The organism is Butyrivibrio sp. FCS006, from assembly GCF_000424525.1.
Taxonomy (GTDB): Bacteria; Bacillota; Clostridia; order Lachnospirales; family Lachnospiraceae; genus Butyrivibrio.
Window position 1 is genome coordinate 220,874 of the sequence record NZ_AUKB01000013.1, and the last position, 23,737, is coordinate 244,610.

Consider the following 23,737-nt stretch of genomic DNA (forward strand, 5'->3'; position numbering starts at 1 on the left):
GCTAATATGACCAGATTAAAAGTGCTTATGGGTCTTTTCCTCATAGGAATGGTTCTGACCGGCGTGATCCTTGCATACTTTGTAAAGGGATATTACGACGACAGGATAGAGGCCGATAACATCAGGGAAATTGCATATGGTACGGTTTCGGAGAATCAGGTAAAAGAGCCTGGAGAGTCCGGGACAGCTGCCGAAGAGGTGGCAGATAAAGGCGTTAGCATTGATTTCGCATCCCTCATAGAGATCAATTCTGATACAATGGGATGGCTACAGGCCTGCGATGGAGAAATCGACGGGCCTGTGGTCCAGACCACAGATAACAGCTTTTATCTGGATCACAGATTTGACGGCTCTTCAGGGAGCGTTGGATGCTTCTTTGCAGATGCAGAGCTTCCGGATGCGTTTGATGCACCTCTGACCGTGGTCTACGGCCACAACCGTAAGGACGGCAGCATGTTCCATCCGCTGCTGAACTACAAGGATGAACAGTATTTTAAACAGCATCCGACATTTGTGGTTTGGACCGAGGATGAGGAGATTACCTACAGGGTTTTCTCAGCGTTTTTTGCAGATAATAACGTGGTTTATGGCGATACATTTATGAATGCTGTAAATAACGGAGAAGAGGGCGATGCACTCAAACTGCTCTTTGAGGAAGCAAAGGAGAAATCTTTATACGACGCAGGAGAGGACCTGAAGCTGGATAATATCGTAATTCTCAGCACTTGCGAGTATTCCGGAGCCAACAACAGAATGGTGGTATTCGGAGTCAAAGTTAAATAAAATATATAACATATATAGTATATAAAAACACCTGTCTCCCGGCAGGTGTTTTTTGAGCCCTAGGGACGGAGTCAAGGGCTCATTTTTGAGCCCTGGGGACGGAGTCAGTGGCTCATTTTCAGAATTGTGTTGCAATTTTGAAACGGATAGGATATAGTAGTGTTTGTTACGGAAAACGTTTTCCGAAAGGAGATACCCATGTTTTTAAGTGCTATTTATCATCGAATGTCAGAACAGTACTGCTATCCACTGGATTCAGAGCAGCTAATAATCAATATCAAAACCGGATATGATGTGGACAAAGTCTTTATATACTACGGAGACCCCTATGATGCCGGAATAATGGGCGGAAACGAGCGCTGGAGCGGAAAGAAGGAAGAAATCTGCTTCAAGAAAAGGCTCAAGGATCACATCTGGTGGACCACCACACTTCGCCCGGAATATAAGAGATGCAAGTATTATTTTGAGCTCCACGCCGGAGATGAGGTTATGTACTTCTTCGAGGATGGTTTTTACACCGAAGAAGAGATGAATACTGAAGGAAAGGTGCTTTCTTACTTTATCATGCCTTGGATGAATCCTGCTGATGTGTGCAAAACTCCCGCCTGGGTCAACGATACGGTGTGGTACCAGATCTTTCCCGAGAGATTCTGCAATGGCGATAAGAGCATAGATCCCGAGGGTGTTTTGCCCTGGCAGACCGGGGAAGTTGGCTTTAAGGACTACTATGGTGGTGATATCAGAGGAATTCGTGACAGATTGCCATATCTTAAGGACCTTGGAATTACCGGAATATACTTAAATCCTATATTTGAAGCGCACAGTAACCACAAGTACAACACTAAGGACTACAAGAAAGTTGACCCTCAGTTTGGCACCAATGAGGACCTCAGAGCGCTGGTGGACGAGGCTCATGCGCTGGGCATCAGAGTTATGCTGGATGCGGTTTTTAACCACACCGGAATTGACCATCCTATGTGGGAGGACATTGTGGAGAAGGGCCAGGCATCTGAATATGCCGACTGGTACATGATCAATAAGTGGCCACTTGAGAAGGGCAGGGATACAAGGGACGGAAGGTATTACTCTTTTGCATTCGCAGAGTACATGCCAAAGCTCAACACCAATAACCCCAAGGTTCAGGACTATCTGCTGGATATTGTCAGGTTCTGGATTGAGACCTTTGACATAGACGGACTGAGGTTTGACGTAGGAAATGAGGTTTCACACTCATTCCTTAAGGCTTTGAGGTATATGACCTGCCATATGAAGGAGGACTTCTACCTTCTTGGTGAGATCTGGCATGATTCGATCTCATGGCTGCGTGGAGATGAGTATGATTCTGTCATGAACTATCCGCTTACTACGGCAATTTCGGACTTCTGGGTATACAAGAACAGAGGAAGAGAGTCTTTTGAATACGACATAAACAGATGCTTTACCATGTATTATGCTCAGGTAAACGATGTTTTGTTCAATCTCCTGGATTCTCATGATACCAACAGGCTTTTGGATAAAGCAGGGCACAACATAGATATCTTTTACCAGCAGCTTGCTGTTCTGTTCACTATGCCGGGAAGCCCCTGTATCTACTACGGTACAGAGGTGGCTATGGATGGATCCTATGATCCTGACTGCAGACGCTGTATGCCCTGGGATGAGATTGACGCCGGCCTTAAAGATGGCGAGATTTCAGAGATGAAGCGCCTCATCGAGATGAGAAAGACTCTGCAGTCCTGCAAGAGCAGAAACTTCCACTTCCCGAATGATATTGAGGAGAAGAGGGTTATCTCTTTTACCAAGATTGGGGAAAATGAGAGCATTCAGATTTACCTTAACTGTGAGGAGAATGCGGTGGATATCGATGTTAGCGGATTTGAGGGCGTTGTTTACTCACGCAAATGGAGTGATGGTAAGCTTGAGCCTAACGGGGTGCTGATACTAAAGAAGTAAGGTGATTCAAAATGAGAAAAAGTGAAACGTCCCCGGTGACTCAAAATGAGTCAAAGTGAAACGTCCCCAGTGACTCACTGTGATACAATGTTAAAGGAAACCAAAACCGGACTCAAAGGGGGTATTTATGGCAACTTACGCGGTTTCAGATATCCATGGATGTTACGACGAACTGATGGAGCTTGTGAAGCTCATTGGTTTCTCTGATGAAGATACGCTATATGTGCTTGGAGACTGCGTTGATCGTGGGCCTAAGCCGGTGGAGGTTCTGGCTTGGATGATGAATAAGCCAAATGTCATCCCCATCGCCGGAAACCACGAGAATATGATGCTTAAAGTTCTTTTACCCGGATTAAAAGAGGTAAATTCTGAGGAAGCAGTGGAAAAGACACTTACCATGGACTTCATCACGGATACAAACCTTTGGTTTCTTAGTGAAAATGGTGGTAAGATAACTTCTGATGCATTCAGGCGGCTTTCGGCGTATGACCGGGAAGCTCTTGTGGAGTATGTTCAGGAGTTCTCTCTTTATGAGGAAGTTACGGTTAACGGGCAGAGATTTGTGCTTGTTCACACTATCGGCAAGAACATCCACAGCCTTGAAGACCTTGAGAATGCTGATCTGTCATCGATTGAGGAATCTCTGTATGACAGGCCAGATTTCGAGGAAGACTGGGATAGGGGCGATGACATATTCATTATCGGCCACACTCCGACCTGGTTTCTCGGCAAGAAGGACAATCGCGTTTTCAGGAACGGAAATCTTTTAGACATAGATTGTGGCTGTGTCATGGGAGGGAATCTTGTGGCGATATGCCTGGAGACTATGGAAGAGTTTTATGTTAAGGGGCACTGACAGATGGTTCTGGTTCAGCAGATGATCGTTTTATTCATAATGATGGGGATCGGGTTTTTTTGTGGGAAAAAGAGCTTTCTCACCGACAGTGGCTGTAAGACCCTCTCGTGGATTGTGTTAAATATTGCAACGCCGGCCTTGATCCTGTCGGCGGGAATGAATGAGGAAAGTACCATAAGGGGAAGCTCCCTGTTATTTGGATTTCTTGTTACATTGGCAGTGTATGCTTTTTTGATCGTGATATCTTTCATTATTCTGCCAATTCTAAGGGTACAGAGCGATGACAAAAGTATATACCGCGTCATGACGATCTTTTCCAATGTAGGGTTTATGGGGCTTCCCATCTTACAGGCTGCGTATGGTCCGGAAGCAGTGCTGTACGGGGCGCTTTTTCAGTTCCCCTATAATTTTCTCATGTACACATACGGAATCGCAGCAATTAAGGGTGATAATCCGCTTAAAGGCGGAAGTCCGCTCAAAAAGATCTTGAACATTGGCGTCATTTCCTGCATCATTTCGATCACTATATACGTTTCCGGTATTCATATGCCGTCTTTTATCACTTCATCTGCCAAGCACCTAAGCAGCATCGCTGCGCCTCTTAGCATGATGGTAATCGGCCAGTCCATGACTTCCATAAAAATCAAGGAGCTGTTTGGTGATGTTAAGCTCCTGTTGTTCTCGCTGATAAAGCTGATAGCAGTACCAATTCTTGGAGTTCTGCTCCTTGGCTTATTCATCGATGACAAGCTGATTTTGCAGGTGTGCTATGTGATGCTGGCAACTCCGATTGGCTCCATGACAGCAATGGTTGCGCAGCAATATGGGGGCAATTACGCCTTGGCTTCTAAGGGAGTGGCATTATCTACGCTTTTGTCAGTAGCTACCATTCCGCTGATATCTCTTTTGCTCCAATTATGATGAGCAGTGGCTGGATCAGAGCATCCTCTGAAGGTCATTTCTAATGCTTGTAACCTGATTTATTGCGTTTTCGCACTCGCGCTTTGCCTTGCCAATCTGGGACTGTACAATGACATCCATCAAAAATCCATCGCAGAAGAGGTCTCCGAATGTAAGGAATCCGTTGATGTGCACTGATGAATAGCCGTTTACGTCTCTAAGCTCTTTTGAGAATTTTTCAAGCGCCTGCTTTGCCTGGTTAATTTCATGCTCAGCATCGCTCATTTTGCTGTGTTTAATAAGGCCGCTGATAAATCCTCCGCCGAGGGTATCGAATAATCCCCATCCGCTGGCACTTGAAAGGCTTCTTCTGGCTCTTTCAAGGTGATCGAGTGCAACATCTGCTGCAGAAATGGCTTCCTGTATTTCTCTTGTTCTCATATCAAACATGGTATTTCCTCCGTATAAATCAAACAAAATAGTGTTTTAGATAATACGATAATAAGACTAAGGGACGCATAGTTACATGGCCGATGCAGCGTAATAGCAGAGTTTAATTCCCCTTTTTTGGAAAAAGATTAATTCTGTATTGGAGTTTACAATAGCTTTTTATCCAAATTAGCACTCTCGGTTGACGAGTGCTAATAGTGGTGTTATAGTGATTATAGAACAAAGGAACAGAGAAGACCGTTAGGACTTAACTTTCCTAAGATCTAAACCCTCCGTCCCATTGCTCAATAACAGTTAACCAATTGTTTTTGTGCAAAGGAGGTAAGCATTATGTTAACACCTAGTATTTTTGAAGAGAATTTCATAGACGATCTGTTTGGATTCCCTTACATGAAGGAATTCGACGACATGAGTCGAGGCATGGAGCGTAAGCTCTACGGAAGAAAGGCAGCAAGGATGATGAAGACCGATATCCGTGAGAAGGACGACAACTATGAGGTTTCAATAGATCTTCCGGGCTTCAAGAAAGAAGACATCACAGTAGAACTGAACGACGGTTACATCACAATAAGCGCATCCAAGAACCTTGACAGAGATGAAGACAAGAAAGGCAAACTGATCCGTCAGGAGAGGTACGCCGGATCCATGACCAGGAGCTTCTATGTAGGTGAAAATGTCGAGAAAGGCGACATTGAAGCCAACTACAGACACGGCGTTCTGAATCTGACAATTCCTAAAAAAGCCATGGACAAGAAGATTCCGGAAAAGAATCTGATAGCTATCGAAGGATAACCGATGCCTGATATGTAAGTGTTTGAGCCTCCGCATTACGCGGAGGCTCTTTTTTGTCTCCGAAAAATGAGCCCCTGACTCCGTCCCCGGGGCTCATTTTTGAGCCCTAGGGACGGAGTCAGGGGCTCAAAATTTATATTCTTTTTGGAATTTTGGTGCATAATTACCGTTATAATGGTAAATAAGAGAATTGTTGAGGTTTCTAATGACACAGTTACGAGAGGAGTAGGACTGATGAAGAAAAGACCGACGATTGTTGTGACTTCGCTGGTGATGGCCTTTGTCCTAACGGCTTGCGCTGCTGCTTCCAGTGGGACGGCAGAAAGCTTTCAGGATCGTCTTAATTCTGCGCTGAGCAAAGGGTGGGTTGACTCCGACCTTTATGATTCAGTGAAGGCGGATAAGGAGTATCGCCCGCAGGATGATTTCGCAGCGGCCAAAAACAAAGAGTGGAAGCTGGAAATGGGCAATGAATACAGCGGTGTATTTCAGGACGTTTCGGATGCGGTTCTGGAAAAGATGAAAAAAGCTGCTACAGATGAATCACTACCCGGAGAAGAGGCGGAGGTACTCAGAAAGTACTATGCGCTTTCATCAGACTGGGATTATAGAAATAGTCAGGGCGTAGAACCTCTAAAGCCCTATATAGCAGACATTGAATCCATAAGCAGCATGGATGAATTGTATGCTTTCTTTGGAGATCTTGAGAGAAACCCACTTGCGCTTGCGCCGATAACGGTGGACGTAATGGATTCATATCATATTGAAGAGTATCCCGATATTAACCTAACAATAGTAGATACCCCGAAGCTTTCCCTGCAGGCCCCGAATGGGAAGTTTTATTATGACAAGCTGAATTCAGCATCGACACTTGAGATGTATGAACAGGTAGAAAACAAGGTGCTGTACATGTTAGAGGCCCTTGGCTATCCGAAGAACGATGCGAAAAAGATCTTTAAGAACTGCCTTAAGTGGGAGAAAGCAGTTGCTTCTTCAACAGTGGACATGACTTTAGAAGACGTGGCAAAGAGCACAAAAACCAGGGATGAGGCAGCAAATATCGCAGGAAAATTCCCGCTTATCAAACTTTTGGATGACTGGGGATTTTCAAACGCTGAATATTTGGTTATTTCCGAGTTTTACACAAAGAGGCTCGCAGGGCTGTGCAAGAAGAGCAATCTGGACGAGATGAAGGACTATCTGATAGTCAATTATTGCCTGGACAGTGCAATGTGCCTTGACAGGGACACACTGGATAAAATGAGTGAATTCTCGAAATCCAAGACCCAGCAGCCTATGGACTTCGGTAAGTCAGAGCAGCAGCGCGAAGACTCTCTGCAGTTCGAGTATTTCATAGGCCATACAGCAATGCTCGGAGCTCTCAACAAAACCTATGTTGAGAACTATTTCGATGATGCAACCACAGCAGAGCTTACAAAAATGACAGAGGACATTATTGACGCATATAATGTGATCTTTGCCGAAGAGCCCTGGCTGTCTGACGAGGGCAAGGCAGCATGCCTTGATAAGCTTAATAATATAGGTATCCATATAGCCTATCAGAATTTTGAGGTCCTTGATTACAGCAAGACTCCATTCAAATCCAAAGAAGAGGGCGGAAGCTTTTTGGATGCCTATTATGCTATGCAGAGATATTCGGTTAATCACAGAGCTTTCCTTGCAGGCGAGAAATTCAGGAAAGATTATTGGGATCCGCTTGGAAAAGACACATCTACTACAACTACAAACGCATTCTATAACCCGGCAACCAACGGAATATATATCTGTGCCGGAATATGCGAACCTAACAGCTATTCACCTGATATGACATATGAAGAGAAGCTTGGGGGACTCAGCGCCATAATCGGTCACGAGATCACTCACGGCTTTGACAGTGGCGGATCTCTTTACGACAAAAACGGTATAAAGAGTTCCTGGCTGCCCTACAAAGATCAGGTGGCATTTGTCGATCTCAACGACAAGGTTGCTTCATATTATTCAACTTTAACGCCATTTCCGGGATCAGGCCTTTATAACGGAGCAAACCTCACCGGAGAAGCAACAGCCGACATGGGCGGGCTGAAGGCAAATCTTTATCTGGCCTCCAAGGTTCCTGACTTTGACTATGATCTGTTCTTTACCTCCTATGCACGGCTTTGGAGGGTAAACATGCCTTTGGAAGCGGAAAAGAGCTATTTCTCCGGTGATTCTCATCCTCTTGCTTTTTACAGAGTAAATGTTGGATTGCAGCAGTTTGATGAGTTTTACGAGACATACGGAATAGTAGAAGGCGATGGCATGTACCTCGAACCTGAAAAAAGGATCGCGGTTTGGTGATAGGGAGGAAATAAGATGAGCGAAGCGGTAATTAAACTTGAAAATGTAAATAAATCCTATGGCAAGCACGAAGTGCTTAAAAATGTAAATATGCAGGTAAACAAGGGCGATATCTACGGCCTTGTGGGCAGAAACGGCGCAGGTAAGACCACAATATTTAAGATGATCCTGGGCCTGTCTGAGGTAAATTCAGGTAACGTATCAATTGTGGGTTCTACGACCAAGAAGGAGCTCCTTAAGAACAGAAGCAAGATAGGCTTCCTTGTTGGCTGCAGATTCTATAATTACCTCAATGCTGAAAAGAACCTTAAGTACTTTGCAACTGTAAAGGGAATTCCCAGAAAAGATCGCAAGCAGGAGATTGCAAGGGTTCTTGAGATAGTTGGCCTTAAAGGCGTCAATAAGCCTGTAAAATCCTTCTCTCTTGGTATGCAGCAGAGACTTGGAATAGCAAATGCTATCCTTGGAAATCCCGATATTCTCATCCTGGACGAGCCCACCAACGGACTTGATCCACAGGGTATTGCCGATATCCGTAATTTGGTCAAGAAGCTCAGGGATGAGTTTGGCATGACGGTTATCATTTCATCCCACATTCTGGGTGAACTTGAGCATACAGCAGACAGATTTGGAATCGTCAATGAAGGCTATGTGGTAAAAGAGATCACTCAGCAGGATCTTCAGGAGAACCAGCCGGCAGTTGAGATCGCAGTGGATGACATTGAAAAAGCCAAGAAAGTGCTGGAAGAGAACGGAATCAAGATCATGCGTGAGGTCACAGAGAAATCTTCTCTCGAGGATGTTTATTTCCGACTGATCGGAGGTTCAAATCAATGAATAGACTGATGAAAGCAGATTTAAAAAGAATAATAGCCAAGCCGTCGATGTACGTGATCGTGCTGATACTGGTGCTGTTTATACTGTTTAAGGATGCTGCCAGTACAGCTGCCGGACAGATGGAGTTGTACAAGTCTATGTTCGGTAATATTGGACTCATATTCCTTAGTATTCCAATTTTTCTCTCAGTCTATTCCGATGAGATAAAGAGCGGAATCATGATAAGCATGATCGGAATGGGAATGGAGCGCAAAAACATAGTGTTTTCCAAGCTTAAGGACTCATTCGTATTATACTGCGGAACATATCTTATCCTGTATGTTGCGGCACTGATAAAGAATACTGTTTCAGACCTTCCGATATCTCCCAAACAGAACGCGTTTCTGCTTCTGTTTTGCGCATTCAGTGTCATCAGGGGACTTGGAATAATGGCACTGGCATCACTGGTTCTTTTCCTGACCATGAGTGCAGCCGGAGGCATGCTGGTGCTGGTGCTGGCAGGCGCTATTGGGACGGGCCTTCTAAAGGCGGTTCAGGATAGATTTAAACTTCCTGTTTATGACATAAGCTTTATGGGCCTTCTGGATTCTTCCTTTGCGGAATTCCAGGCGGGAAACTTTGGCTATACGATCATACCGGCACTTGTTTATCTGGCTATCGTAGTCGCAATTAATATTGCGACATTTGACAGAAGGGAGATGGATCTATGAGAAGACTACTTGAAGCTGATCTTAAGCGTGTCCTTGTAAAATTACTCCCTTGGATACTGCTTGTAGCATGGTTCGTATTCGATACTGTATCCATTGCAACCTCAATTGGCAAAGCACCTGACAGAAGCTTTAGCGTACTTAGCAAGCTTGTGGGACTTCATTCTTTTGCAATGAAGATCATTGGCTTTGCAGCGCTACTTGGAATATATGCCGATGAATTCAAATCCATGGTAATGATAGGGGTAATAGGAAGAGGACTTTCGAGAGACAAATTTGTTATCGGGAAATTCCTGGACCTGTGCGTGTTAACGGTGCTGATGGAGGTCATTACCATTATCTATGTTTTTATACTAAAGGCTGCATTTGGAGCGACATTTGCACCAATTGAGACCAGATTCCTCATTGTATTATTTATAATTGAATTCCTTCAGACAATAGCCTATGTTACAATAGCAGCTTTTTTCTATTTCCTTTCGGAAAATGCGGCAATAGGCCTTTTTGCGTATCTTACATTCCAGATAATAATTCCTCTCTCCCTTGAGCTGATATTACAGATGACCAATCTCGCCAAATATCATGCAGAGAGATATTATGTCGATGGCATGATGTCTGTTGCAGCCTCAGATTTCATAATGGGAGATTTTGTAGGTGGAATAGGATATGTTCTCGAAGCGATACTGATCTACATCATCGGAGCTACCGGGATAACAATGCTGATCTTCAGGAGAAAAGAGCTTGAATTTTAAGAATGACCATTACATTTATCCGGCAAATATTCTATCATATACTTGTATTTAAAGTTTTGATATGAGAGGAAATAACCATGGAGCTACCTGAATCTTTGAAATGGATCAATGAAGTTGAGGACATTGATCCGGCTGAGGGCATGAGGAATTGTGGCCAGCCTCAGCAGTATATCAAGTTTATCAGGACTTTTTTTGATACCCTTGAGAACCGTATCAAGGAGATTAGGGACGCTTTTGACAGCGAAGATATTAAGACTTATACCATCAAGGTACATTCTCTAAAAAGCACAGCCAGGATAATGGGGGCAAAAGAGCTCTCGAACCTCGCAGAGGAGCTGGAACACGCAGGAGATGAAAACAACAGGGAAAAGATCACTGATAAAACTCCGAAGCTTCTTGAGGTTTGTGCTTCTTTCAAAGAAAAACTATCACCAATAGAATCTATAAATGACAATGGCAGAGACGCTAAAAGCGATAAGCCTTTCATATCCGAGTCTGAGCTTGCCGGCGCTTATGCAGCCATTGCGGAATTTGCACCCCAGATGGATTACGAAGCAGTAGAGATGGTCTTATCTGAGCTAAATGAGTACAAACTTCCGCCGGAGGATGAAAAAAAAGTTAAAAATTTAGAAAAACTATTAAGAAATTTTGATTGGGGAAATATAGAAGCGATGGTTGTGGTAAAATGATAATAGACATGCGCTTTATCGTACTCTATACCCGTGGATGGTGAATCATGGCTGAATATAGATATCCCAGTCCAACAAAAGGCGGAGCCGGCATCAGAATTGTGCTTGCATTGATCGGAGTCGTGGTCAATGTTTTGCTGTCTTTTGTGATGGGCAAAATCGGAATGCCACTGTTCTTTAATAATTTCGGTACCATCACTGTAGCCGCGGTAGGAGGCCTTTTCCCCGGCATTTTCACCGCAGTAATGACCAGTGCAGTATGCGGGATCTATTACCCGGAGGCTGTGTATTTTGGCTTTCTTAACGCAGTAATAGCCATATATACAGTGTGGTACATCAGAAAATACTCATTTAAAAAAATTTCCAAAGTTATAATCTATATTTTGATCGGAGCGTTCGTTGCCGGTACTGTAAGTGCTGTCATGAACTGGAATCTCCTTGACGGTGCAACTGTAGCCAGAAATTCTGAGTCTACGGTTCTTTTTGCTGCAGCAATAGGCGGAAATCTGTTTGCAGCTTACTATATCTACATTCTTTTCAGGTATTTTCTTGACCTTGGCATCTCTGCAATTGTTGCTGTAGTCCTTCTTAAAATAATCCCAAGCAGCGTTCAAACCAGGTTTGAGAGGGGAAACTGGAAACAGAAGCCACTTAGCAAGGAAGAGATCGCAGAACTCAAGGAATGGGGAAAATCCACGCAGAAGAGCATGGGTAACAGGACAACTGCCATTGTCATAAGCACATCTCTTTTACTGGTGCTTGTGACAGGATGGACCGGCTTTAGCCTGTACTTTAGTAATACCAAGCAGGAGAAGACCATTGATGCATTAAATGCGCTGAAACTTTCTGCAGAAGTTATCGATCCGGACAGGATAAACGATTACATTGCAGCAGGAGAGGGAGCTGAAGGCTATCTTGAGACCCAGGAACTTCTTAAAAAGATCAAGGACTCATCACAGTCTGTTGAGAACCTCTTTTTTATGAAATTTGAAGATGATGCGGGACGAAGAATCTTTGACCTGGACGGCGATAGCGTAGAGACCATACCGACAAAGATCGAGTATGAAGAGGGATTCATGGAGCATTTGCCACAGTTCCTCGCGGGGGAAAATGTCGCTCCTCTTGAACACGGAAATATCAACAATTGGACGCGTTCAATTTTCCTACCCATAAAGGACAGCGCCGGACGTGTGGCGTGCTATGGAGTTGCAGATGTTTCCATTACTAATATGCGGGAATACATGAAGAGTTTTTCGATAAAGACATTCTTTATCCTTTTGGGATTCTTCATTCTGGTAATTGCGCATAATCTGTGGGTTACCAACGTTACCATGGTTTATCCCATAAGAAGTATGGCCCAGTGCGTGGATAATTTCTCGAACCTTGGTTATGAGCAGGAACAGCTTGATAAAAACGTAAGAAGTATCAGGTCATTGGAGATTGAGACCAAGGACGAAGTAGAGCAGCTCTATAACTCTATCTGTACCATGACCTTGAACCTCTCAGAGCAAATGCGAGACCTAAGAAGGCTCTCTGATACTACAGCCAAGATGCAGGACGGTCTTATCATAACCATGGCGGACATGGTTGAAAACAGGGATTCCGACACCGGAGCGCATATTCAGAAGACCGCTGCTTACGTCAAGATAATAGTGGAAGGATTGCAGAAAAAGGGATATTACTCGGAGAAGATCGATGCCAAGTTTATCTCAGATGTAGTGCGTTCTGCGCCTCTTCATGATATAGGCAAGATCAACATTCCGGATGCTGTGCTTAATAAGCCCGGAAAACTTACTGATGAAGAATTTGAGATCATAAAGACACATACAACGACCGGTAAAAAGATCATGGAGGATGCCATCAGTACCGTCAGAGGTGAGAACTACCTCAAAGAGGCCAGAAATATGGCAGCTTACCACCACGAGAGATGGGATGGCAAGGGCTATCCTGACGGACTTCACGGAGAGGTTATTCCGCTTTCAGCCAGAATAATGGCTGTAGCGGACGTATTTGATGCTCTTACATCTCCAAGAGTCTATAAGCCTGCATTCCCTATGGACAAGGCGCTCTCGATCATAACAGAGGGCTCGGGAACCCAGTTCGACCCCAAGTGCGTAGAGGTCTTTATGGAGAACCTGCCTGAAGTTAAGGTTATTTTGAAGAAGTACAACAGAGAAATGTAAGGAGCGGCGGATTGAAGAGAAGACGGATCAAAAACTTCATAGCGGCTTCTATCGGAGTAATGTTTATTGCTACTGCTGTGTGCGCGGGTTCTGTCAGCTCTTTTGCCACAGAAAGCGAAACAGGGCAGGAAACAGCAAATGAAGGCTCACAGAAGCTGGGCGGAGGCTATGCTGTATCGGGGCAGATCGGTTCTGTAGGATATGCCACGACGGTTTATGATGCAACAAACGGCCTTCCTACTTCCGATGCCAACTTTATCCTCGGCGCCAGTGACGGATATGTCTGGATTGGCAGCTACGGCGGAATCATCCGCTACGATGGCAGCGTGTTTGAGAAGATCACTTCCTCTGAAGGACTCACCAGCGGAAGAGGTCTGTTTGAGGACAGCCAGGGCAGGATCTGGGTAGGAACCAATGACAATGGCGTCATTGTGCTGGACAATGAGAGGGTGACCTGGATTACATACAAAGAGGGCCTTCCTTCTTCTTCCATCAGAGTTTTTGCTGAAGACAAGGACGGAAATGTATATATAGGAACTACCGCGGGAGTGTGCTTTGCAGATCCGTCACTCACTATACATGAGCTTTATGATGCCAGGATCAATGAGGAGAGGGTACTTAGTCTATGCAGTGACTCTCAGGGCGTTATCTACGGACAGACTAAGAATGGCATTATCTTTTCAATTGAGGACAAGATAGTTACGCAGTGCTACAGTACTCAGGAGCTGGGAATGGAGAACAGAATCTCCAACATTCTTACTGATCCGGATAAAGATGGATACGTATATATAGGTACTGAAGGGAGCGAGGTATACTATGGGCGCTTCGGAGATGTTGCTGATGATATGGCGCATATATCCGTGGCTCCGCTGAACATGGTTCACTGGCTCAATTATGACTGTGGCAGAGTATGGGTATCATCCATTAATCAGCTGGGATATCTTGAAGATGACGGGACTTTTAATCTGGTAAAAGACCTTCCGGTTGACAGCGGAATAGAGATGGTTACCAGTGACTATCAGGGCAATCTCTGGGTTGCTTCTTCTACTCAGGGAGCCATGAAGATCGTCACCAGTAATTTCGTGGATATGTCCCAGAAGACAGGCCTTCCGAGGAATGTAGTCAATGCAACCTGTGTGCATGACGGTAATTTGTATGTAGGCTCCAATCAGGGCCTAAGCATATTGGGAGAAGACAACCGGGTAATTGAGAATGAGCTGACAGAATATATAGGTGATGCCAGAATTCGCTGTATTATGGCTGACAGCGTGGGGAACCTATGGATATCTACTTTTACAAATGGGCTTGGTCTTGTTTGTTACACAAAGGATGGAGAGATAACAGGTTTTAATACAAAAAACGGAATGCCCAGTGATGAGGTCAGATGCACCATAGAGTCCCAAGATGGTTCTGTTCTGGTAGGTACGAATATCGGCATGGTAAAGATCCGTGACGGACAGATTGAGAAGGTGGTTGCTGACGATCCGGCCATAAGAAACACGGTATTTTTAACTCTTGAAGAAGGAGATAACGGTCAGGTTTATGCCGGAACTGACGGCGATGGCATTTATGTCATCAGCGATGCAGGAATCAGAAGAATCGGAAGAGATGACGGACTTACCAGCGACGTTATCATGAAGATAAAAAAGGACGAGACCAGAGGATTGTACTGGCTGGTAACATCCAATTCCATTCAGTATATGAAGAATGATATCATAACAGATGTTACGTCATTCCCATATAAGAATAACTACGACATCATATTTGATGAGATCGACGATGTATGGGTAATATCCTCTGCCGGAATTTATATGGTTTCAGCGCAGGAAATGGTCGATGATGACGTGACCGATTACAGGCATTATACCCTTGCAAACGGCCTTACCGGCACTCCGACCTCCAACTCCCACAGCGCGCTGGATGAAAGCGGAAACTTATATCTTGCCGGAAGGCTTGGAGTATGCAAGGTCAATATCAAGCATTTCTTCGAGGAAAGAACAACAGTCATGGCCAGAGTTAAATCCGTGTATATGGGCGATAAGAATATATTGCCCGACAGCACCGGAAAATATTATCTGCCATCCGGAACAGGACGTGTAAGGATAGCTGTTTCGGTTCTGGATTATACACTCACCGATCCTCCTGTAAGGATTTATATGGAGGGTGATGAGGACGACGAAACTCTGACTCTAAGAAGTGATCTTCAGGATATTGAATACACCGGTATGGAAAGCGGAAATCACGTACTTCACATACAGGTTCTTGATCATACCAAGAAGAACGTGGTGCTGGAAGAGACGGTAAATATCAACAAGAAGGCGCGTTTTTCAGACCTTAAGATAGTCAGGGCACTGATGGCTATTGCGATAGCTTTTTTGGCAGGTGCCATTGTATGGAGATTTATGAAAACCACTGTCATCAGAAGACAGTATGATGAGATCAAGCAGGCCAGAGATGATGCTGAGCGTGCCAATTCCGCCAAAACAAGGTTCCTTGCGAACATCTCCCACGAGATCCGTACGCCTATCAATACCATCATGGGTATGGATGAGATGATCATGAGAGAGAATCCCAAGGATGTGCCCAAGGGCTATTTCCTTGCAATGATAAACTATGCGCTGGATATCAGGAATGCATCGGAGACGCTCCTTGGACTTATCAATGACCTTCTGGATATTTCCAAGATTGAGTCCGGTAAGATGCATCTGGTGGAACAGGAATACGATGTTCAGGAACAGCTACGGTCCATCGTATCCATGATACGTGTCAAGAGTACGGAAAAAGAGCTTATGTTTGACGTCGTGGTTGATGAGCTTATTCCAAAGCGTCTCTACGGCGATGACGGCAAGATTAAACAGATAGTTCTTAATCTGCTTACAAATGCTGTAAAATATACTCAAAAGGGTGGTGTAGTACTTACTGTTTCAATGGATGAGAGAAACGGAGATGAGGCAAAGCTCAGGTTCTCCGTAAAAGATACAGGTATCGGTGTTAAACCTGAGGATATGGACAAGCTCTTTACCGCCTACGAGAGACTGGATGAGCAGAAGAACAGCGGAATCCAGGGAACCGGACTTGGCCTTGACATATCAAGAAGATTTTCAGAGCTCATGGGTGGAACTCTGACCTGTGAGAGTGTATACGGTGAGGGCTCGGAATTTATCCTTTGCCTTAGCCAGAAGATAATCGACCCGACACCGACAGGAATCTTCATGGAGCATGACGCATCGGAAGCAAAGGGCCCTTATGTGCCTAAATTCGTGGCTCCTGATGCCGACATTCTGGTTGTCGATGATAATCCGATGAACCTCAATGTCATAAAAGGTCTTTTGAAGGCTACCAAGATGTTTGTTACCACTGCTTCAAGTGGTCCTGACTGTCTTGAGAAGATGAAGTCCACCAAGTTTAATGTAGTACTTCTGGATCACATGATGCCGGGAATGGACGGAATTGAGACAGTGGCTCATATCAGAGAGACGGATCCCGATATTCCGGTATATGCGCTGACAGCCAATGCTACAGCAGGAGAGGCATTCTATAAGTCCAAGGGCTTTACCGGTTATCTGTCCAAGCCTATCGACAGTGCAGCTCTTGAGAAGGCCATAATGAAGCATCTTCCGGAGCAGATCATGTTCAAGCCGGAGCAGACGGATGCTGTGGCTGATATTGAAAGTATCCCGCCTGAGCTTAACTGGATTTACGATGTAAAAGAGATCAACGTGGACGAGGGAATCAAGAATTCAGGCGGAATTTCGCAGTTTATCTTCTCACTGAAGATGTTCCTGGATACCATCGATGGCAATGCAAAGGTTATAAGTGATGCCTATGAGGCAGAAGATATAAGACTTTACACCATTAAGGTGCATGCCCTTAAGAGTTCCCTCAGGATAATCGGTGCGCAGGAGATGTCCAAGCTTGCCGAGAGCCTTGAGGAAGCGGGTAACAAGAACAACAAAGAGTTTATCGATATGTACACCGATGACCTGCTAAAGGGATATCTGGAGTTCAAGGATAAGCTCTCGGCGCTTGATGATAATGAAGGCGCAGATGATGATGCTGATAAGAAAGAGATTCCGGAGGATGAGCTTAAGGATGCGTATGAAGCCCTTAAGGAGATGATTCCTCAGATGGATTTCGACGCAGTGGAGATGATCCTGAATCAACTCAAGGAGTACAAGCTTCCTAAGGAAGATAAAGATAAAATGTCGGAGCTTGCAAAAATGCTAAAAGTATTTGATTGGGAAGGGATGGAAGAATTGCTTAATAAGTGATGCTTCCGCAAAAAAGGAGAGATTATGTTTAATGACCGCATGATCGTTGTAGGAGAAAAAGAATCGTTCCTCGTTAGGGTGCTAATAGGGAAAACAAAGGATGCAGGGATAGAGTGTGAGTATGTGCCCTGTATAGTAGATGAAGTAAATCAAAAACTTGAAGGTGTAAAGCTAATCACTTTATACATGGATAGTACGTCGATTGCGCAGGAGGAGGTTCTTCACTTTCTTTCGGATAACGTGGAAGAGCGAGGTCAGCAGATTGTCCTTATAGCAGAGCCAAATGATCTTCCGCAGATTAAGAGCCTTATACCGGAACATCTGGTATACAAGGTTTTCCCACGCCCTGTGGATAACGCGGCTTATGTAAAGACCATAACAGAGTATTTTGAAAAAGAGAAAAACGGTGAGTTCAAAAAGAGCATTCTGATCGTAGATGATGACCCGAACTATCTTGGTCTTGTCAGGGAGTGGCTAAAGGATACCTACAAGGTGTTTATGGCAAATTCAGGACTTCAGGCCATTAAGTGGCTTGGAAAAAATTCAGTCGACCTTATTCTTTTGGATCACGAGATGCCGGTAACCAGTGGCCCACAGGTTTTGGAAATGCTAAGGAGCGACGAGGAGACCAAGTCAATCCCGGTAATGTTCCTTACCGGAAAGAGTGATAAAGAAAGCGTTATGAAGGTGGTTTCTTTAAAACCCGAAGGATATTTTCTTAAGAATATCCAGAAGGATGAGCTTTTGGACAAACTCAATGAGTTCTTTATACTTCACAAGTAAAAGGGTGTTCAATGATTGCATTTATTAGAGAATACCAATTGAATATTATGCTCCTTTTGTGCGGAGCATGCGGAATGATGGCTATTCTTCTTCTTATGACAAGGTTTCTGGACGCTAGAAGGAAATGGGCACTGTTTCTGATGGAAATTGTTGCATTCTTCCTGCTATGGTTTGACAGGCTTGCTTATGTTTACGCCGGAGACACCAGCCAAAAGGGTTATATCATGGTAAGGGTCAGTAACTGCGCAGTGTTCCTGTTAACCAGCGCTGTAGTATTCTCTTTTAACATTTACCTTAAGAACCTGCTTACCGATATAAAAGATCGGAAGGTCACCTCAACTCGTTTAAATGTTGTAGGCATTGTTTCCTTCTTTGGCATGATTCTCGCTGTTGTGTCTGCATTTACGAACATTTATTATTATTTCGATGCAAATAACAGATATTTCAGAGGACGAGGATTCCTTATAGCTTATATTATTCCGGTAATCTGTCCCATCGTGCAGTATACGGTAATAAGACAGTACAAGAAGTACGTCAGTAAGCTTATTTACACATCGCTTGTTCTTTACATTTTTGTTCCGATAGCATGCGGAATAATCCAGATATTCGCTTATGGAATCTCACTCGTTAACATGGCGATGGTTGCCGTTTCCGTAAGTTTGTATATCTTCACATACCTCGACATCAATGACACGGTGGAACGTGCCCACGCTGTGGAATTGCAGAATATGCAGGGAGAGCACAAGCGAATGCAAAGGCTCTTTGACCAGACTGCGAAGGCATTTGTATCTGCTGTTGAGAAGAAAGATGATTTCACCAAGGGTAATGCCGTAAAGGTCGCTGAATACGCCAGAAAGCTTACTGCGCGTTGCGGTCTTGATGAGGACCATTGTGAGAAGGCTTACTATGCAGCACTTCTCCACGATGTAGGTCTTATCGGTATTCCCGATTCGGTCATCAAGAATGAAGAGGATCCCAACAAATGGGATATTGAGGCGTTCAGACAAAAGCCCGTCATAGGAAAAGAGATCCTGTCTAATATCACAGAGTTCCCATTCCTCAGCGTTGGAGCTTATTCCAGCCATGAGAGATATAATGGAACAGGATATCCCGAGGGACTAAAAGGAGACGAAATACCGGAGATTGCCAGGATCATTGCTGTGGCTGACGCCTTCGTAACAATGACCACCAAGAAGAGATATCGTGACGCAAAGCCTGATTTCGTTGCCAGAGAGGCCTTTGTAAAGGGCGCCGGAATTGAGTTTGATCCTGAATTTGCAGGTCTGATGGTCAAGATCATAGACGAGGAGTCCAGTGGCAAGATCCATGATGACATATCTCTTGTAGAAAAAGAGCTGACCTGCCACACCTACAGAGACTTTATCAGTATGGGTATTCCGGTTACGGGCAATATCACGAAGATCAGGTTTAACAGCAGTACTGTAGAGGATCCGACAAATGCCTTTTCTGCGCCGTCTATCGTTCTGTTTGACTCCTATGATCGCCGTGTTCACGACAATAAAAAGGCCATTAGTGCCTATCATTATCAGGAATATGGTGAGATATGGTTTGATGACCATTACATAAGTACCAGCGCCAGAAGGATCAAGGAGATCAAGCTCGATGATGCAGCCGGATTTGAGAAGCTTGGTGAAGGACAATACGAGATCATTGCGGCTAAATATGACGATCATATCAAAGTCACCATGAGATGCAGTGATTACGAGAAGGAAGATATCATCTCTGTAATGGACGGATCAACCTCGGTTTATATCGGTATTACCGGTGAAAACTGCAATATAAGAAATATCGACATTGAGCAGACAGAAGAAGCTGTGGATGAGACCTATGTCCCCAGAATTTCCGATGAAATAAGTTATATCGACCACATGGAATCTGACATTAAGAATATTCAGATAAGTCAGACCAGATCTGCTGCTACCGATGGGATTGAGCTCAAGAACAAGATGCGCATTAACTTCCATGCCATGAGCCTTCCTGTAGCAAGTTTTATCTGGCATTGTCCGTATATTGTAATTTTCTCGTCCGACAACGGACAGGTATTTGGAGAGAATTACCATGAATACGCGCTCATAAAGATAAACGGAGAGAATGAGATAAAGGATCATTACTCCGAGAATAACTTCACTATGAAGAAGAAAGACAGCTTCCCGGGCTGGGAGGAATGGAAGGAACAGAACAAGGAAGGAGTGGAGTGCGAAGTAACCTTTGAGCGCAAAGGTAATACCATAATTACCACCACAGAGAATCTCGGAATTTACATCGAGAACACGACTATAATAAAAGAGAATCCGGGTAAAGTCTACGTTGCTCTCACAGGAGACAGGGTTGCACTTACCGACATAAGACTGAGATAAAGGGCTTGTTTAAGCCCTTTTCTTGTGTGATAAATCTGTGATATTTCTTTTGCTAAGATATATACATAATAAAGAGCAAGAGAAACGGAGGGAAAAGATATGATGATCATTGATAAGATTTTAATGATGATTGGAATCTACAGGAAGAGATATATCATCTGCCCTATACATAGATAATTATTACAGAATATCGGTAGAAAAGGAGGGAATGAGCTTATGGACAGTAGATACCCTATTTTTAGCACAGTTCAGATGAAATATATCGAGGATAACAACGATATCTCAAGCTCCGGTGAGGTTGATTTTAAGAAAATTGAGGATGCACTTTTAAAGTTCGCAGATGATATGATCAAAGCCTGATAAATATACAGCCCTGGAACCGAAAGGTTTCAGGGCTTAATTATTGCGTAAAGACGCTGACACTTTTATAATATATATATCTACTTTTTTACGTATTTATGTGGGTAGAACAAAACATTTTGAAGTGAGGTAATCTATGGCAGATAAGATGGATCTGATCAACCAACTGGCAGCATCAATGGGGGCCGGAGACTTTGCCAAGACCAAGTATGAGGATTCAAAGTATGATCCGCAGACAGGAACTCTTTACTGTGACGGGATCATGATCACAAAGCCCATAATCGAGAAGGCAGAGCAGCATTTCAGGGCCCTTAAGTCAAAATGCAGTTACGATGATCCTGCTTCACGAGAAATGGCCATGATCTATCAGGTAGCTCTTGAGGGAATCAAGATAATGAGAGCCAGTGGTCAGGAAACCATGAAGGAAGATAAGGGAGATAACAGATAAGCTGCCTATGAAGGAATACAGAATTGTCGTAGTTGATGATGATCCGGTCAGCCTAAATCATGCCAAGATGCTGCTGACTGAGGAGAACATGCAGGTTACCTGCATGAATTCAGGCAAACTACTTCTCAAATACATAGAGAAAAATATTCCTGATCTCATTTTGCTTGACATCGTTATGCCTGATGTTGACGGATTTGAGGCATTTATTATGGTGCGCAGATTCGAGGAACATACAGGGAGATCTCGTATTCCCATAATATTTATGTCCGGAGCCGATGACAGTGAAGCAGAGGAGATGGGCCTTGTTATGGGCGCATCAGACTTTGTGAAAAAACCTCTCAATAAGGATGTCCTTGTAAGGCGTATCGAGAATTCCATCAAGAACAACAAGAGGATGGAAAACCTTGAGGAAGAGGCTACTGTAGACAAGCTCACCGGCCTTTTGAACAAGGCAAGAGGTACGGATAGAGTAACCAAGCTCTGTAAGAGAAAGAACGGATCTCTCATGATCCTTGACCTTGACAGTTTTAAGCTGGTAAATGACCTTTTCGGGCATGAAAAGGGCGATCAGATATTAAAGGGCTTTTCTGAGATCATCAGAAAGAACTCCCGCGAAACCGACACGCTGTGCAGGATTGGCGGCGATGAATTTATGGGCTTTTATGATGATCTTTTGGATGAGAGGGCTGTTAGTAAGCTGGCAAAAAGGCTCAACGAGCAGCTCCGGAAAAAGGCAGTGGAGATTCTCGGAGAAGACAACGGAATACCCCTTGGAATATCCATAGGAGTGGCAATGGTGCCGGAATGCGGCAGAGAATATAATGATCTTTTCGCCAAGGCAGACAGTGCGCTCTATAAGGTAAAGCAGAACGGCAAACACGGTTACAGTGTTTACGGTTATGACACCAACAGTGATAACCCTGACGAGACCTCAGAGAACAAGCTGGACAGAATGGTCCAGATACTTGAGGAGAGAAACAGTAAGTCCGGAGCTCTGTTTTTGGGAAAGGACTACTTCTCCGCAGTTTATAAATATATCATGCGCTTCTACAGGAGATATGGCGGAGATGCCACTATCCTGTTGTTTGAGTTGGATTGCCCGGGCGGTGATATGCAGCGCATATCGGACACGGCAGACCAGTTCAGTACCATTGTGGAAAAGGCCCTGAGGATGAGCGATATCATGGTCCAGAACGGCACTCAGAGTTTTCTTGTAATGCTGACAGAGTGTGGCAAGGAAAACTTTGATCTGGTCATATCAAGGATCCTTGCAGCATTTAAAGAGACGGAGTTGGGTAAGGACGTTCCCGTAAACTACGTCTATAAATTCAGCGTTGCACAAAAATAAACAGATATTTGTAGTAGGTGTGCTCTTTTTCCTTGTCATAAAGGTTTATGAGACTAACAACGTACAGATCAGAACAGGCTTTTAGCCTGTTCTTTTTTATGTAATTAACCATTTTCTGATAGGTCTTCTCGATGTCTTTTACCTGATTGTCCTGGTGACAGCAGACGGCAAGCTGACCCTCTGCAGGGAAGGTCTCCACGTTGTCGGCAGCAAGGAAGGAGAGACTGATTATGTTGTTGTATACGTAATGCTTTTTAAGCAGATCCTCATAGGCTATGGAAACGCCTGTGGGGAAGGTGGAGAGGGAATCCTTGTCAATGGACTTTGAGAGGTGCACGGAGATGTCCTTGGCGATATCTGCTGTGTGGTGGGCATAGTCCTTGTTTTTTATCTGTGTTCTGCTGACACTGAGCTGTGGCATATCCATAATAAAAGGCGTTCCCTGCTTGTGCCGGCCGAATTCGCCAAGGATCCACATGCCGAGGTGAAGGGCGCTTATCTTCTTGTTTATGCGGTAGAGTTCGCGCTGCATCTCAAGGATCTTGGAGTTTGCCATTTTCTCGATTGCTTCTCTTGAGGAGGAGTGCACGAGGTCTCTGATCTCCGCAATACTGCAACCGGCCTGTCTCATGGTGGATATAAAGAAAAAAGAGCTGATCTGTGAGGCTGAGTAGTAGTGATAGCCGTTATTCTTATCAACCTTGGGCCTTATTATGTCCTGTTCATAGTAGTGCCTTAGAGTGTCTCTTGTGGTCCCACATAGTTTTGCAAACTGGCTTACAGTGAGGGAGTATTCCTGTTCGTCGTCCTTATAATCGCTAAAAGTCGTCATAAAAAACCTCATAAAATTCACAAAATTTGTTATTGACTTGGGGGTTACCCCCAAGATTATTGTAACAGGGAATTGATAAAA

19 protein-coding genes are annotated in these 23,737 nt (G+C 44.2%); 17 read left to right on the plus strand and 2 right to left on the minus strand.

Going from position 1 to position 23,737, the window contains the following annotated elements; translation table 11 throughout:
* Positions 1–6 precede the first annotated feature (6 nt).
* From G633_RS0105710 to G633_RS0105725, 4 genes are all read left to right on the plus strand, one after another.
* A complete protein-coding gene (locus tag G633_RS0105710; protein WP_026519324.1) occupies positions 7–783 on the plus strand; it encodes a class B sortase in 777 nt (258 codons plus the stop codon).
* A gap of 198 nt (positions 784–981) precedes the next feature.
* The gene (locus G633_RS0105715) at positions 982–2,736 is read left to right on the plus strand and encodes a glycoside hydrolase family 13 protein (protein ID WP_026519325.1); all 1,755 of its coding nucleotides are present in this window, start codon (positions 982–984) and stop codon (positions 2,734–2,736) included.
* 127 nt (positions 2,737–2,863) lie between these two features.
* On the plus strand, positions 2,864–3,592 hold the full coding sequence (locus G633_RS0105720) for a metallophosphoesterase (RefSeq protein ID WP_026519326.1): 729 nt from the start codon (positions 2,864–2,866) through the stop codon (positions 3,590–3,592).
* Positions 3,593–3,634: 42 nt separating this feature from the next.
* A complete protein-coding gene (locus G633_RS0105725) occupies positions 3,635–4,513 on the plus strand; it encodes an AEC family transporter (RefSeq protein WP_242838836.1) in 879 nt (292 codons plus the stop codon).
* Positions 4,514–4,528: 15 nt separating this feature from the next.
* Here G633_RS0105725 and G633_RS0105730 read toward each other — a convergent pair whose 3' ends face one another.
* On the minus strand, positions 4,529–4,942 hold the full coding sequence (locus tag G633_RS0105730) for a hypothetical protein (protein ID WP_026519328.1): 414 nt from the start codon (positions 4,940–4,942) through the stop codon (positions 4,529–4,531).
* A gap of 330 nt (positions 4,943–5,272) precedes the next feature.
* Here G633_RS0105730 and G633_RS0105735 point away from each other — a divergent pair, with 330 nt between their 5' ends.
* From G633_RS0105735 to G633_RS0105795, 13 genes are all read left to right on the plus strand, one after another.
* A complete protein-coding gene (locus G633_RS0105735; RefSeq protein ID WP_026519329.1) occupies positions 5,273–5,734 on the plus strand; it encodes an Hsp20/alpha crystallin family protein in 462 nt (153 codons plus the stop codon).
* Positions 5,735–5,968: 234 nt separating this feature from the next.
* On the plus strand, positions 5,969–8,071 hold the full coding sequence (locus G633_RS0105740; protein ID WP_026519330.1) for a M13 family metallopeptidase: 2,103 nt from the start codon (positions 5,969–5,971) through the stop codon (positions 8,069–8,071).
* 15 nt (positions 8,072–8,086) lie between these two features.
* The gene (locus G633_RS0105745) at positions 8,087–8,908 is read left to right on the plus strand and encodes an ABC transporter ATP-binding protein (protein WP_026519331.1); all 822 of its coding nucleotides are present in this window, start codon (positions 8,087–8,089) and stop codon (positions 8,906–8,908) included.
* The gene (locus G633_RS0105750) at positions 8,905–9,618 is read left to right on the plus strand and encodes a hypothetical protein (protein ID WP_026519332.1); all 714 of its coding nucleotides are present in this window, start codon (positions 8,905–8,907) and stop codon (positions 9,616–9,618) included. Before G633_RS0105745 ends, G633_RS0105750 begins: the two co-directional genes overlap by 4 nt.
* Positions 9,615–10,364, plus strand: coding sequence for a hypothetical protein (locus G633_RS0105755; RefSeq protein WP_026519333.1), 750 nt, complete (start codon positions 9,615–9,617; stop codon positions 10,362–10,364). The genes G633_RS0105750 and G633_RS0105755 overlap by 4 nt, the downstream gene beginning before the upstream one ends.
* 77 nt (positions 10,365–10,441) lie before the next feature.
* Positions 10,442–11,053 (plus strand): Hpt domain-containing protein, encoded by a 612-nt coding sequence (locus G633_RS0105760; protein WP_022767737.1) that lies wholly within the window; start codon positions 10,442–10,444, stop codon positions 11,051–11,053.
* Between the two features lie 47 nt (positions 11,054–11,100).
* Complete coding sequence (locus G633_RS0105765) at positions 11,101–13,236, plus strand: HD domain-containing phosphohydrolase (RefSeq protein ID WP_022767738.1); 2,136 nt, start codon at positions 11,101–11,103, stop codon at positions 13,234–13,236.
* A gap of 11 nt (positions 13,237–13,247) precedes the next feature.
* Positions 13,248–17,507, plus strand: a complete 4,260-nt coding sequence (locus G633_RS17525; protein WP_051199990.1) for a hybrid sensor histidine kinase/response regulator — start codon at positions 13,248–13,250, stop codon at positions 17,505–17,507.
* 24 nt (positions 17,508–17,531) lie between these two features.
* Positions 17,532–18,290: a response regulator gene (locus tag G633_RS17530; RefSeq protein WP_022767740.1), complete on the plus strand. Its 759-nt coding sequence runs from the start codon at positions 17,532–17,534 to the stop codon at positions 18,288–18,290.
* Between the two features lie 11 nt (positions 18,291–18,301).
* Positions 18,302–20,668, plus strand: coding sequence for an HD-GYP domain-containing protein (locus G633_RS0105780; RefSeq protein ID WP_026519334.1), 2,367 nt, complete (start codon positions 18,302–18,304; stop codon positions 20,666–20,668).
* 216 nt (positions 20,669–20,884) lie between these two features.
* Positions 20,885–21,028: a hypothetical protein gene (locus G633_RS19905; RefSeq protein ID WP_155834919.1), complete on the plus strand. Its 144-nt coding sequence runs from the start codon at positions 20,885–20,887 to the stop codon at positions 21,026–21,028.
* Between the two features lie 136 nt (positions 21,029–21,164).
* A complete protein-coding gene (locus G633_RS0105790) occupies positions 21,165–21,476 on the plus strand; it encodes a hypothetical protein (RefSeq protein ID WP_022767743.1) in 312 nt (103 codons plus the stop codon).
* A 7-nt stretch (positions 21,477–21,483) separates the two neighbouring features.
* The gene (locus G633_RS0105795; RefSeq protein ID WP_026519335.1) at positions 21,484–22,824 is read left to right on the plus strand and encodes a GGDEF domain-containing response regulator; all 1,341 of its coding nucleotides are present in this window, start codon (positions 21,484–21,486) and stop codon (positions 22,822–22,824) included.
* On the opposite strand, the gene G633_RS0105800 is transcribed toward G633_RS0105795, so the two are convergent.
* Entirely contained in the window at positions 22,805–23,656 is an 852-nt protein-coding gene (locus tag G633_RS0105800; RefSeq protein WP_022767745.1) for a MerR family transcriptional regulator, read from the minus strand. The genes G633_RS0105795 and G633_RS0105800 overlap by 20 nt on opposite strands.
* Positions 23,657–23,737 lie beyond the last annotated feature (81 nt).

Excerpts from the sequence above, each read along its gene's own strand:
- G633_RS0105710 (WP_026519324.1), top strand. The coding sequence starts at position 7 with ATGACCAGATTAAAAGTGCTTATGGGTCTTTTCCTCATAGGAATGGTT.
- G633_RS0105715 (WP_026519325.1), top strand. The coding sequence starts at position 982 with ATGTTTTTAAGTGCTATTTATCATCGAATGTCAGAACAGTACTGCTAT.
- G633_RS0105720 (WP_026519326.1), top strand. The coding sequence starts at position 2,864 with ATGGCAACTTACGCGGTTTCAGATATCCATGGATGTTACGACGAACTG.
- G633_RS0105725 (WP_242838836.1), top strand. The coding sequence starts at position 3,635 with ATGGGGATCGGGTTTTTTTGTGGGAAAAAGAGCTTTCTCACCGACAGT.
- G633_RS0105730 (WP_026519328.1), bottom strand. The coding sequence starts at position 4,942 with ATGTTTGATATGAGAACAAGAGAAATACAGGAAGCCATTTCTGCAGCA.
- G633_RS0105735 (WP_026519329.1), top strand. The coding sequence starts at position 5,273 with ATGTTAACACCTAGTATTTTTGAAGAGAATTTCATAGACGATCTGTTT.
- G633_RS0105740 (WP_026519330.1), top strand. The coding sequence starts at position 5,969 with ATGAAGAAAAGACCGACGATTGTTGTGACTTCGCTGGTGATGGCCTTT.
- G633_RS0105745 (WP_026519331.1), top strand. The coding sequence starts at position 8,087 with ATGAGCGAAGCGGTAATTAAACTTGAAAATGTAAATAAATCCTATGGC.
- G633_RS0105750 (WP_026519332.1), top strand. The coding sequence starts at position 8,905 with ATGAATAGACTGATGAAAGCAGATTTAAAAAGAATAATAGCCAAGCCG.
- G633_RS0105755 (WP_026519333.1), top strand. The coding sequence starts at position 9,615 with ATGAGAAGACTACTTGAAGCTGATCTTAAGCGTGTCCTTGTAAAATTA.
- G633_RS0105760 (WP_022767737.1), top strand. The coding sequence starts at position 10,442 with ATGGAGCTACCTGAATCTTTGAAATGGATCAATGAAGTTGAGGACATT.
- G633_RS0105765 (WP_022767738.1), top strand. The coding sequence starts at position 11,101 with ATGGCTGAATATAGATATCCCAGTCCAACAAAAGGCGGAGCCGGCATC.
- G633_RS17530 (WP_022767740.1), top strand. The coding sequence starts at position 17,532 with ATGTTTAATGACCGCATGATCGTTGTAGGAGAAAAAGAATCGTTCCTC.
- G633_RS0105780 (WP_026519334.1), top strand. The coding sequence starts at position 18,302 with ATGATTGCATTTATTAGAGAATACCAATTGAATATTATGCTCCTTTTG.
- G633_RS19905 (WP_155834919.1), top strand. The coding sequence starts at position 20,885 with ATGGACAGTAGATACCCTATTTTTAGCACAGTTCAGATGAAATATATC.
- G633_RS0105790 (WP_022767743.1), top strand. The coding sequence starts at position 21,165 with ATGGCAGATAAGATGGATCTGATCAACCAACTGGCAGCATCAATGGGG.
- G633_RS0105795 (WP_026519335.1), top strand. The coding sequence starts at position 21,484 with ATGAAGGAATACAGAATTGTCGTAGTTGATGATGATCCGGTCAGCCTA.
- G633_RS0105800 (WP_022767745.1), bottom strand. The coding sequence starts at position 23,656 with ATGACGACTTTTAGCGATTATAAGGACGACGAACAGGAATACTCCCTC.